10 protein-coding genes are annotated in these 12,356 nt (G+C 35.4%); 7 read left to right on the top strand and 3 right to left on the bottom strand.

The features are described 5' to 3' along the window. Positions 1–39 precede the first annotated feature (39 nt). The 7 genes from GQ46_RS05490 (at position 40) to GQ46_RS05520 (ending at position 9,656) form a co-directional block, all read left to right on the top strand. Positions 40–1,884 (top strand): OstA-like protein, encoded by a 1,845-nt coding sequence (locus GQ46_RS05490; RefSeq protein WP_044399087.1) that lies wholly within the window; start codon positions 40–42, stop codon positions 1,882–1,884. Beyond that, entirely contained in the window at positions 1,884–3,068 is a 1,185-nt protein-coding gene (locus GQ46_RS05495) for an aspartate aminotransferase family protein (protein ID WP_044399088.1), read from the top strand. Before GQ46_RS05490 ends, GQ46_RS05495 begins: the two co-directional genes overlap by 1 nt. Before the next feature lie 158 nt (positions 3,069–3,226). Next, on the top strand, positions 3,227–4,609 hold the full coding sequence (locus tag GQ46_RS05500) for a tetratricopeptide repeat protein (RefSeq protein ID WP_044399090.1): 1,383 nt from the start codon (positions 3,227–3,229) through the stop codon (positions 4,607–4,609). Between the two features lie 174 nt (positions 4,610–4,783). Further along, positions 4,784–5,791, top strand: a complete 1,008-nt coding sequence (locus GQ46_RS05505; protein ID WP_044399092.1) for a DUF368 domain-containing protein — start codon at positions 4,784–4,786, stop codon at positions 5,789–5,791. Then, positions 5,792–6,811, top strand: coding sequence for a DUF368 domain-containing protein (locus GQ46_RS05510; protein WP_044399094.1), 1,020 nt, complete (start codon positions 5,792–5,794; stop codon positions 6,809–6,811). Continuing rightward, a complete protein-coding gene (locus tag GQ46_RS05515) occupies positions 6,804–7,541 on the top strand; it encodes a shikimate dehydrogenase (RefSeq protein ID WP_044399096.1) in 738 nt (245 codons plus the stop codon). Before GQ46_RS05510 ends, GQ46_RS05515 begins: the two co-directional genes overlap by 8 nt. 90 nt (positions 7,542–7,631) lie before the next feature. Beyond that, complete coding sequence (locus tag GQ46_RS05520; protein WP_044399098.1) at positions 7,632–9,656, top strand: DUF349 domain-containing protein; 2,025 nt, start codon at positions 7,632–7,634, stop codon at positions 9,654–9,656. Positions 9,657–10,424: 768 nt separating this feature from the next. On the opposite strand, the gene mazG is transcribed toward GQ46_RS05520, so the two are convergent. From mazG to def, 3 genes are all read right to left on the bottom strand, one after another. Beyond that, complete coding sequence (gene mazG, locus GQ46_RS05525; protein ID WP_044399100.1) at positions 10,425–11,198, bottom strand: nucleoside triphosphate pyrophosphohydrolase; 774 nt, start codon at positions 11,196–11,198, stop codon at positions 10,425–10,427. An 83-nt stretch (positions 11,199–11,281) separates the two neighbouring features. Continuing rightward, positions 11,282–11,701: a DUF5606 domain-containing protein gene (locus GQ46_RS05530; RefSeq protein WP_044399102.1), complete on the bottom strand. Its 420-nt coding sequence runs from the start codon at positions 11,699–11,701 to the stop codon at positions 11,282–11,284. Positions 11,702–11,761: 60 nt separating this feature from the next. Further along, on the bottom strand, positions 11,762–12,352 hold the full coding sequence (gene def, locus GQ46_RS05535) for a peptide deformylase (protein WP_044399104.1): 591 nt from the start codon (positions 12,350–12,352) through the stop codon (positions 11,762–11,764). Positions 12,353–12,356: the final 4 nt, after the last annotated feature.

Genomic DNA, 12,356 nt, shown 5'->3' on the forward strand with positions numbered 1-12,356 from the left:
AGATTAATCATTATTTTTGCTCAAACACGATAATAAGAAATGTTTAAAAATCTATTGGTAATAGCATTCCTAAGCCTAATCTCCTTCAATGCTTTTGCACAAGAACGCAAAAATATTGAGATTAAAGAGTCTGGTGCTTTTGGTGACATTGATGAAGAAAAATATCCTGGCGCGCGTATTTTAACACGTAGTGATGCCGGACAAGTGCATGTGTATCATGATGGTATAGATATGTGGTGCGATCAAGCCATTTTATATGGTAAAGAAAATTTTGTAGAAGCCTATGGCAATGTGTTAATGAAACAAGGTGACACCATACAAATGGTTGCTAAATATGCCGAATATAGCGGAAAAACACAGTTAGCAATCGCTAAAGGCGATGTGGTACTTACAGAACCCAGTTCGGTTTTAACCACTCAAAAACTATTTTTCGATCGCCTAAAGCAACAAGCGTTTTATAATAATGAAGGCCAGGTGGTTCGCGATTCTTCGGGCACCATTACCAGTACTGTTGGACGTTACTATATGCAAGAAAGCAAATACCGTTTTTTAAATACAGTAAAACTGGTTAATCCAGAATATGTCTTAACAACGAACCAGCTGGACTTTTATTCTGAAAGCGGCCACGCCTACATGTACGGCCCTTCAAAAATTGTTGGAGAAACGAGTACTATCTACTGCGAACGTGGTTTTTATGATACCAATGCAGATACGGGCTACTTTATTAAGAATTCAAAAATAGATTACGACAATCGAGAGGTTGTTGGCGACAGTATGTATTTTGATCGGAAACTTGATTTCGCTTCTGCTACCAACAACATTAAAATTACAGACACCATAAATAATAGTATTATTAAAGGGCATTATGCTGAAGTCTATAAATCTAAAGATTCTGCTTTTGTTACTAAACGTGCTTTGGCGATTTCAGTTCAGGAAAAAGACTCGGTTTACATTCATGCAGATACCTTGATGGTGACTGGAAAGGAAGACAACCGTATTACGAGAGCTTTTAGAAATGCAAAGATTTTTAAATCAGATTTAAGCGGGAAATCTGATTCTATTCATGTGAATCATCAATCGGGTTTAACACAATTGATTAATCTGTCTCGATTATCTTCAACAGATCCTTTTGCAGTAAAACGCAGACCTATTCTTTGGAGTTTAAAAAACCAAATGACTGGCGATACCATTCATCTAAAATCAAATCCAGAAACCGAAAAACTAGACTCGCTACTCCTTTTCGAAAATGCGTTTCTAATTAGTAAGGACTCTATAGGTGTTAACGACTACAGCCAGGTTAAAGGCAAGCGCTTGGTTGGCTTATTCGATGAGGAAAATCAGTTAAAACAAGTTAATATCTTTAAAAATTCTGAGTCTATTTTTGTGTTGAGAAACGAAGACGATGAATTGATTGGATACGATAAAGCCCGTTCTGCAAATATTGAAATGTTTTTTGAAGCTGGTGATATCTCTATTTACAAACGACTTATTCAGCCAGAAGCCAAAACGTATCCTGAAGAAGATTTTCCAGAAAACCTGAGAAAATTAAAAGATTTCGATTGGCGTGAAGAAGAGAGACCTTTGAGTGTTGCAGATTTATTTAAAGACGACTTACCTTTAAATCTGCCAAAAATAAAAGGTTTAGAACCTTTTGTGCCTGAAGAAGAGTTTTTTGACAACAACTTGCTAGGTCGTGTTGAAGATGCAGACAATTCTGCAAAACCAAAAGTACGATATGACGGACAGAAATCAGCGCTTCCAAAAGCGTCAAGAGAACTTCCAAAGCAATTAAAAAAACAGAGTAAAGAAGAGAAGCGCACGCCAAATCCGACCGTAAAAAAACCACTATTAGGCAAACCTATTATAGAGAAAGATGAAAATTAGTGAAAACCGATTTCTTTAAATATCAAGCACAAACCACACCACATCCTTTAGCGATGGAGATTTCTCATGCTGAAGGTTCCTATATCTATGACACAAACAACAAAGCCTATTTAGACTTTGTAGCTGGTGTTTCAGCCTGTAGTCTTGGGCATCGGCATCCCCGAGTGGTTTCTGCTATAAAAAACCAACTCGATAAGTATTTACATGTTATGGTTTATGGTGAATACATTCAAAAAACAGCTGTTGACCTCACTAAACTATTAGCTAGACATTTACCAAAACCACTAGAAAAAACCTATTTGGTTAATTCGGGCACAGAAGCTATAGAAGGGGCCATTAAATTAGCCCGACGTGCCACAGGGCGAAGCCAGATTATAGCCGCGCACAACGCCTACCATGGCAACACGATGGGTTCGCTTAGCTTAATGGATTATGAAGAACGCAAAGCCCCTTTTAGACCATTAGTCCCAGATGTAAGTCATATTACATTTAATCACGAGCCTCATTTAAAACACATCACTAACAAAACAGCTTGTGTGATTTTAGAAACCATTCAAGGCGGTGCAGGTTTTATTGAGCCACAAAATGGCTTTCTTACAAAAATCAGGAAACGCTGTAATGACGTCGGTGCTTTATTAATTTTAGATGAAATTCAACCAGGAATAGGGCGCACAGGTAAACTCTTTGGGTTTGAACATTACCACTGCATTCCAGATATTTTAGTTACAGGCAAAGGTTTAGGTGGCGGCATGCCTATTGGTGCTTTTACCGCCTCGAGTAAATTAATGGATGTATTATATGACACGCCTAAATTAGGACACATCACCACTTTTGGGGGCCATCCAGTAATCGCTGCTGCAGCTTTAGCAACACTACAAGAAATTACTGAAAGTGACTTAATGGCACAAACACTTGAAAAAGAAATACTGGTTAGAAAACATTTACAGCATCCCTTAATTACTGAAATTCGTGGTCGTGGCTTGATGTTGGCAGCGGTACTGCCCTCAGCAGAAATCACCAATCAATTGGTTTTAAAGGCTCAAGATCAAGGTTTAATCTTGTTTTGGTTATTATTTGAACCTAAAGCCATTCGTATTACGCCCCCTTTAACAATCTCAAATGCCGAACTCATAAAAGGCTGTGGCATTATAATTGCAGTATTAAACACAATACAACGTCATTAATTCCTTAGCAAGGTGTTAATTTTCAGTTATTAAGCCCCTTAAAAACGTAAGCGCACTAACAGTTGTTCATTACTTTGTTAAAAACATTTGGGTTTAAATACCCGTAAAAAAGGAATTGAGTATTACATTTAGAGTAACGCAACGCTAAACATTAGCCTATGGAATTTAGCCAAGAAGACTACGAAAATAAATCGCTCACTAAGTTTGAATCGATGCTAAAAACAAACAATGTTTTGTTTTTTGATTCGAATGAATTTGAAAATATCATACACTACTATCTTAATCAAGGTAAGGTTGCTTTAGCGAAAAAAGCCATCAAACTCGGTTTAGAACAACACCCTACTTCTACTAACCTCAAACTATTTAAAGTTGAAGTTTTTGTTTTTGAAAACGAGCTTGAAAAAGCGCATTCTCTTTTAGATAGCCTGTATGTTTTAGAGCCTTCAAACGAAGAAATCTATATACAAAAAGCAAATATCCTATCAAAAGATGACAAACACGAAGAAGCCATTTCTGTATTACATCGTGCTTTAGAATTAGCAGAAGATACTGCAGATCTCTATTCCTTAATTGGGATGGAGCATTTATTTCTAGATCAGTTTGAAGCGGCTAAAGAGAGTTTTATGAAATGTCTAGAGGAAGATCCAGAAGATTATGCCTCTCTATACAACATCGTTTATTGCTTTGATTTTTTAGATCAAAACGAAGCTGCTATCACCTATTTAAACAATTATTTAGATAGCAATCCATATTGTGAAGTGGCCTGGCATCAATTAGGCAGACAGTATTATGAGATGAAAGACTTTATAAAAGCCTTAAGCGCTTATGATTTCGCCATTATTTCTGATGATACTTTTGTTGGGGCTTATCTTGAAAAAGGTAAAGTTCTAGAAAAATTAAAACGTTACAACGAAGCCATTGAAAATTATAGCATTACCTTAACTTTAGATGACCCCACTTCGTTCGCTTTATTGCGTATTGGTAATTGTCATGAAAAATTAGGTCAAGATGATTTAGCGGTACAATATTACTATAAAACGGTTCATGAAGATCCGTTATTAGACAAAGGATGGATTGCAATCACTAAATTTTATGTGAGGCAAAAAAATGCTCAAAAAGCCTTATACTACATTAATAAAGCTATAAATATTGATAGTGAAAATGTCATCTACTGGAAACTCTATGCTAAGATTAATCATAGATTAAATTTACTAGAAGAAGCTGAACGCGGTTATAAACGCGCCATTGAATTAGGTAACTACGAATTAGAAACCTGGTTAATACGTAGTGATTTATTAACACAACTAGGAGAACCAGAAGCGGCAAGTTTTAATTTAATTCAAGCTGCAGAATTCTATCCTGAGCATGCTGAAATAGAGTTTCGTTTAGCGGGACTATACTATTCCCTTTTGGAAACAGAAAAAGCCAGCTATCACTTAAAAAATGCCCTGCGTTTTGATGCTGAGCATGTGATTATTTTAGAGGAGCTATTTCCAGAGGTTTATGAGTCTTTGCTAGTAAATAGTGTGATTAGCAGGTAAATTAATGTCGCTTTACGAATTGAATGATAGTCAAGTCAAAGAAAAAGCGAAGACTATAAGAAGAAATGCCCAAAAAAAATGAGATTAATTGATTAATAATCACTAATCTCGGGCAATAAAACCAAAACAGTTCTCTCAAAAATACATACCTTTGGTTTAGTAAAAAACTAAAGCATGCCAAGACAATTTAAAGACTACTTACTCATTTCGCTTAAAGGCATCGCCATGGGTGCGGCAGATGCTGTTCCTGGCGTTTCGGGTGGCACGATTGCCTTCATCTCTGGAATTTACGAAGAATTAATTACGACCATTAGTAATATTAATATCGCTCTTTTTAAAACCCTAAAAACAGAAGGTTTTAAAGCGTTCTGGGCACAAGCCAATGGCAGTTTTGTATTAGCCTTATTAACAGGTATCATTATAAGTTTTGCCTCGTTTATGCGCTTAGCAAAATATCTTATAGAACAACATCCGGTCTTGATTTGGTCTTTCTTTTTCGGTCTCATCGTGGTTAGTATTTATTTTGTAGGTAAACAAATTACCAAATGGAAACCGTTAACCATTATCGCTGTTATTGTTGGAGCTGCCATCGCGTATTACGTGACCAGCCTACCCAGTCTAGCAGCGAATAACAACCCTTGGTTCTTATTTATAGCTGGAGCCATTGCCATTTGTGCCATGATTTTACCAGGCATTTCAGGATCATTTATTCTTATCATTTTAGGCGCCTATAAAGCATTGAGCAATGCCATGCATGATTTCGATTTTAAAAAAATAGCCATTTTTGCTATGGGTGCTGTTGTTGGTCTACTTAGTTTCAGTAAACTCTTAAAATGGCTTTTCAAAAACTATCATAACACAACATTAGCCTTACTTACTGGTTTTATTTTAGGGTCTTTAAACAAAATGTGGCCTTGGAAGCAAACTGTTTCTGTAATGAATGAAACCACAGGGAAAGAAGTGCCTTTCAATGTCATTTCAGAATTAGGGACACTCTCTGTTTTTCAAAAAAACGAAAATGATTTTGATAGCTATAAAACAGTTATGGAACAGAGTATTTCTCCGTTTCAATATTCAGAAATTAATAGTATAGACCACCAATTAACTCTGGCTCTTGTGCTAATGGTTGCTGGATTCTTAACCATATTTATATTAGAAAAAATAGGCGCTAAAAAAGTATAAATGCAGAGTACAAGAACCTTAAGCGATAAATTTTTTCTAGTTTTAAAAGGACTGGGAATGGGTGCAGCTAACAAAGTGCCTGGTGTTTCTGGTGGTGTTGTTGCTTTTGTTGCCGGATTCTATGAGGAGTTTATTTATTCGCTTAAACGATTTAATCTTATTGCTTTACGGTTATTGCTCTCTGGTCGATTTTCGTCCTTTTTCCATTATGTTAATGGTCGGTTTTTAAGTTTACTGTTTTTTGGCATGCTGGTGAGCTATTTTAGCGTCTCCCAAATTTTAGATTTTGCTATAGAACATTACGAACTCTATGTGTGGAGTGTATTTTTTGGAATGATTGTAGGCTCTATATATTACATTAGTAAAGATTTTGAAGATTGGAAATTAACCACCTACTTGGCACTATTAATCGGTGCGGCTATCGGCATTGGTATTAGCTTTCTAGACCCTGCAACCGAAAACGACAATTTATGGTTTGTTTTTTTCTGTGGTATTATTAGCGTGTCAGGCATGACATTACCTGGGTTTTCAGGCTCTTTCATTCTTATTTTATTAGGTAATTATGTGTTGCTTTTAGTCGATTCTGTGAATGCCTTATATGATACGTTCTATGAGGTATTGGGCGGAAATTTTAGCTTTACAGCAAACGTAGAACGCCTTCGAATGCTTAAAGTATTAGCTGTTTTTACCTTGGGTTCTGTTTTTGGCTTAGTCACCTTCTCTCACGCCCTCAGCTATATTCTAAAACACTATAAAAGCGTGACTACAGCCTCTATTATTGGTTTTATAGTCGGTTCGCTTGGTGTGGTTTGGCCCTGGAAAGAGACCATCTATAAAAAAGATCCTAATGGCGCCTTCTTGTTTGATTCTGGCGGAACCTATATTGTTAAAAACTACAAACGTTTTATACCTGAATTAAATACAGAAACCTTTATTGCCATTGCTTTTGTAATCTTTGGAATTGCTATTGTATTAGGTTTAGCATATTACGATAAAAAAACAAGAACAGTCAATGCGTAGATTTGGATTAATAGGAAAAAATATTTCATACTCATTTTCTCGAAATTACTTTAAAAATAAATTTGAGTCAGCACAAATAGACGATGCCACATACGAAAATTTTGATATTGAGGACATTGAAGCTTTTGACATAAAACTGAAACAGTTACCAAACATTAAAGGTTTTAACGTTACTATTCCATACAAAGAAGCTATTATTCCTTATTTAGATAAGCTCCATAAAACAGCACAAGCGATTGGTGCAGTAAACACCATTAAAATCAATAAAAAAGGACAATGTGTTGGTTACAATACAGATTATTATGGCTTTAAAAAAGCATTAAAGCCGCATCTTGAATCGCATCATAAAAAAGCACTCATCTTAGGCACTGGTGGTGCGAGTAAAGCGATTGCCTACGTTTTAAAATCTTTAAACATAAGGTATGATTTTGTCTCACGAAGCGCTGCCGAAGGGGTTCATTTTACATACGATATGCTTTCTGTAGAAGACATAAAAGACCATACGATCATAATTAACTGTACCCCTTTAGGCACTTTTCCCGAAATTGATCGCTGTCCAACCATTCCTTACCAAGGCATTAGTAATAAACACATCCTTTTCGATTTAATCTATAATCCAGAGCAAACCAAGTTCCTTAAATATGGACACGATAAAGGCGCAATAACAATAAATGGCCACAAGATGCTAGCGTTTCAAGCCGAAAAGGCATGGCGTATTTGGAATAAATAAGCCCTTGAAAAAAATGGCAACACCTATTAATGGTTAACTTTTACTATCTTTAAGGTCAAAATTTTCACTAGAACCATAACATTTTATAAAATGTCAGAGCAAGATAACCTGCAAAACGCAGACGGAAAAAAGGACTTAAATCCTACACAAAACACATCAGTACAAGAAGAACCAACAGAAACGCCTAAAGCGGAAGAAAATACCCAACCGCCTGTTAATGAATCGACTGAAGATGATGTGATCAACGAAATTGACGAGTCTAATGCGGAAGATGCAGAAGATACTAGCAATAGTGAACGGCACAGTATTGAAGAAAAAGACTACCATGCGATGTCCTTAGATGAATTGGTTATTGAGCTGGAAAAACTGGTGAAAAATGAAAAAGTACAAACTATAAAAAAGCAGGTTGACACCATTAAAGAGGAGTTTACAGATAAATTCAATGCTCTTATAGACGACAAAAAAGAAGATTTCTTAAGTAAAGGGGGAAACGAAATAGACTTTCATTATAGCAATCCATTACAACGTAGTTTTAAAGACTCGTATAAAGAATACCGCTCTAAGCTTACTGCGCATTATAAAGGCTTAGAAAAAGGTTTAAAAGACAACCTATCGACTCGTTTAGAGATTATTGAAGACATTAAGGCATTAACAGACCTTGATGAAACAATGAACACAAAATACAAGCAGTTTAAAGAGTTACAGGAGCGCTGGAAGCATGCAGGATCAATTCCGCGTGATAAATACAACAATGCCTGGAACAGTTATCATTTTAATGTTGAACGGTTTTATGACCTACTACATTTAGATCGCGACTTACGCGATAAAGATTTTGAGCACAATTTAGAGCAAAAAACAAAAATTATCGAACGCGCTGAAGAGTTGGCAAATGAAGAGAACACAAATCGTGCGTTTAGAGAATTACAGAATCTCCATAAACTTTGGAAAGAGGATCTAGGACCGGTTGCAAAAGAGCATCGCGAAGTGATTTGGGAACGTTTTAAACTCGCTACAAAAGTAATTAATGACAAGCGTCAGGTCTATTTTTCACATTTAGACGCGGTATATGAAAAGAATTTAGAATTTAAGCAAGCCATTATTGCTGAAATTGAAACCATCACTAACGACGTAAAAAACAACTCGCACAAAGCGTGGCAAACAAAAATAAAAGAAGTCGAGTCTCTACGTGACGGTTTTTTTAAAGCAGGAAAGGTGCCCATTAAAGTCAATGAAGCAACCTGGGCAAAGTTTAAAGAAGTGGTTAAAAACTTCAATCATAAAAAAAATGATTTTTACAAGTCATTGAAAAATGAGCAATACGAAAATTTAAAAAAGAAACAAGCGCTTGTTGACATTGCTGAGGCCAATAAAGACAGTGACGATTTTGAAGCAACCACCCCCTTAATGAAGAAAATTCAAGGGGATTGGAAACATATTGGGCATGTACCTAGAAAAGATAGTGACAAAATCTGGAAAAAATTTAAAGCAGCCTGCAATCATTATTTTGATCGTATTCATCAACAACGTAATGCCGCCAGTGAAGAAGAAGAAAACGCATTAGTAGAAAAAGAAGCCCTTTTAAAAACCGTAAAAGACACCACTCTTTCTGGCGAACAAAAAGCAGATCTAGCTAAAATTAAAGAGTATATTTCTAAATGGAAAGCGATTGGTCGTGTGCCTGGCAAGAAACGTAAAATTGAGAGCGATTTTAATTCGGCTTTAGATACTTTATTCAAATCATTAGATATGAATAAAACGGAAGTGGAATTGATTAAGTTTGAAAATAAGCTTCAAGATTTATCAAGTGCAGACGATCCGAGAGTATTGGAAAATGAACGCGCTTTTATTAGAAAAAAAGTAAGTGAAATAAAAGCTGAAATTAATCAGTTGCAAAATAACTTGTTGTTTTTTAAACATGCTGATGAAAAGAATCCGCTAGTTAAATCGGTACACGATACTATTAAAAAACATCAAGACGAATTAGCTATTTGGAAAAGCAAACTCAATAAAATAAAAGTTATTTATAATGCGGAAGCAAAGGCGGAAGCTGAAGCTAAAGCCAAAAAGGAAGCTGAGGCAGAAAACGCTTCTGAGGCTAATTCAGCTAAAGAATAACCCCTCCTTTTAGATGTTTATCTATTGTTAATATAAAAAATGCTCACTTTTTGGTGAGCATTTTTTTGTTTAAAAGTATTTCTCCTATCCTACACTTTAGGAATCCGGAGCTACTTACTCCACCACCAAGAAGACATGTATAAGAGGTCCTTAAACGTAATATCTTATTATTTATGACATCGCAGTGCGCGATGAAACAAAACATCATAAAAAAACCAAATCCTGTTCGTTTTTTACAACAAACAGGATTTTGGCTCCTAACTAAACTAACCAATTATTTCTATTTCGCTTACTAGAAATAATCTATTTTTATAAAATGACATACTAAAAAGTTTACGCTATTAACCAATTTCCTATGAAGAATGATGTCATTTGTTATTATATACGCAGTAAAGATTATTTTGGATCACGAAGACTGAAAATAAAATTAAAGTTTTTTTATTTTCCCGCTGTATAGTATTTGAAAATCACCCATTTTCCAATTACAGTTTTTTGGTGGCCTCCCAAATGTTAGTATTTGAAAATCACCCATTTTTCAATTACAGTTTTTTGGTGGCCTCCCAAATGTTAGTATTTGAAAATCACCCATTTTCCAATTACAGTTTTTTTGGTGGCCTCCCAAATGTTAGTATTTGAAAATCACAGATTTTCAAATTACAGTTTTTTGGCCTCCTCCCAAATGTTAGTATTTGAAAATCACAGATTTTCCAATTACAGTTTTTTGGCCTCCTCCCAAATGTTAGTATTTGAAAATCACAGATTTTCCAATTACAGTTTTTTGGCCTCCTCCCAAAAAACATCCATTTCACCAAGGGTCATGTCTTTTAAATCTTTGTTTAATGCCTTTGCTTTAGCTTCCAAATACTGAAATCGCTTAGAAAACTTTTTATTGGTACGCTCTAAGGCATTTTCTGGATTAATATTTAAAAAGCGTGCATAATTTACCATAGAAAAAAGCACATCACCAAATTCGCTTTCCATTTTATCTCGGTCATTTTTAGCGACTTCCACTTTAAATTCTTCTAGCTCCTCCTCTACTTTCTCCCACACTTGTTCTGGTTGTTCCCAGTCGAAACCTACCCCCGAAACTTTATCCTGTATTCTATTGGCTTTTACTAAAGCTGGTAAGCTTACAGGCACCCCTTCAAGCACACTTGTTTTTCCTTCTTTTAGTTTTAATTTTTCCCAATTGCGTTTCACCTCTTCTTCATCTTTCACCTTGACATCACCATAAATATGCGGATGTCTATGAATGAGTTTTTCGCAAATACTGTTACACACATCTGCGATATCAAAACTATTAGTCTCACTTCCAATTTTCGCATAAAACACTAAATGCAATAGTAAATCGCCCACTTCATTTTTTATTTCTTCTAAATCATTCTCTAAAATGGCATCCCCTAATTCGTAAGTCTCCTCAATAGTCAAGTGACGTAAACTTTCCATAGTTTGCTTTTTGTCCCAAGGACATTGCGCACGCAACTCGTCCATAATGGTTAATAATCGATCGAAAGCTTTAAGTTGGTTTTCTCTAGAATTCATAGGTTATTGGTGTTTTGGTAAAGATAATTGAAAACAAAAAAATCCAGCAGAGTTGCTGGATTTTTAAAATTGTCTAAAAAAAACTATTCTTCCTCTTCTTGTGACGCTTTTGGCGCTTCAAAATCCATTAAATCATTTTTTTGAAGCATATTGTACCATTGCACTACCTTTTTAATATCACTGGCATATACGCGATCTTCATCATAGTCTGGTAAAACCTCAAAGAAGTATTCTTCTAATTTGTCTTTACTGTCCTTATGGCTAATAGCCGTTGGCGCCCCATTTTCTTTCGCCTTAATTTTCTTTAACACCTCACGCAAAGGCACTTCTTCTGTTAAGGTATAAATAGCAATTTCACTTAAAATACTTACGTTTTGCTGAATACCAACAGTGATTTTACGGTTATCGATTAATGATTCTGCTACAAAACCACCACGCGTTTGTGTTACTAATTTATACAATCCCGGTTTTCCTGAAATTGCTAATATTTTATCTAATGCCATGCTTTTGTTTTTTTTCAATGGAGCGCAAATATCTTGTACGCTTTTCTGTTTTGCAAGTTTTTAACGCTTCTTTTTCATATTAGGAAAACGCATACGATAATCGACGCTAATTTTACCTTTTGAAATGTTGGTTAGTTTACTTTTTATTAAACGTTTTTTCAATGCCGATAATTTATCGGTAAACAACACCCCTTCAATATGGTCGTATTCATGTTGAACGACACGGGCTGCCAAACCACTTAATTTTAATGTATGTGGTTCGAAAGCTTCATCTAAATATTCAATTTTAATATTTGGTTTTCTAAACACATCTTCACGAACATCTGGAATACTCAAACAGCCTTCATTAAAAGCCCATTCGTCTCCCGTTTCTTCTGTAATAATAGGATTGATAAAGATATGTTTAAATGTTTTTAAGAACGCTCTTTCTTCGTCATCCAACACTTCATCTTCAGCAAAAGGTGAGGCATCTACTAAAAACAAACGGATAGGCAAGCCTATTTGTGGTGCTGCCAATCCAACACCAAAAGCGTTGTGCATGGTTTCCTTCATATTCTCAATAAGCGCCTCAAATTTAGGATACTCCGGAGTAATATCTTTTGCTTTTACTTTTAAAACGGGATCGCCGTATGCAACAATTGGTAATATCATTCTT

This window comes from Lacinutrix sp. Hel_I_90 (genome assembly GCF_000934685.1).
Lineage (GTDB): Bacteria > Bacteroidota > Bacteroidia > Flavobacteriales > Flavobacteriaceae > Lacinutrix.

Excerpts from the sequence above, each read along its gene's own strand:
- mazG (WP_044399100.1), bottom strand. The coding sequence starts at position 11,198 with ATGAATTCTAGAGAAAACCAACTTAAAGCTTTCGATCGATTATTAACC.
- GQ46_RS05505 (WP_044399092.1), top strand. The coding sequence starts at position 4,784 with ATGCCAAGACAATTTAAAGACTACTTACTCATTTCGCTTAAAGGCATC.
- GQ46_RS05500 (WP_044399090.1), top strand. The coding sequence starts at position 3,227 with ATGGAATTTAGCCAAGAAGACTACGAAAATAAATCGCTCACTAAGTTT.
- GQ46_RS05520 (WP_044399098.1), top strand. The coding sequence starts at position 7,632 with ATGTCAGAGCAAGATAACCTGCAAAACGCAGACGGAAAAAAGGACTTA.
- GQ46_RS05515 (WP_044399096.1), top strand. The coding sequence starts at position 6,804 with ATGCGTAGATTTGGATTAATAGGAAAAAATATTTCATACTCATTTTCT.
- def (WP_044399104.1), bottom strand. The coding sequence starts at position 12,352 with ATGATATTACCAATTGTTGCATACGGCGATCCCGTTTTAAAAGTAAAA.
- GQ46_RS05490 (WP_044399087.1), top strand. The coding sequence starts at position 40 with ATGTTTAAAAATCTATTGGTAATAGCATTCCTAAGCCTAATCTCCTTC.
- GQ46_RS05530 (WP_044399102.1), bottom strand. The coding sequence starts at position 11,701 with ATGGCATTAGATAAAATATTAGCAATTTCAGGAAAACCGGGATTGTAT.
- GQ46_RS05510 (WP_044399094.1), top strand. The coding sequence starts at position 5,792 with ATGCAGAGTACAAGAACCTTAAGCGATAAATTTTTTCTAGTTTTAAAA.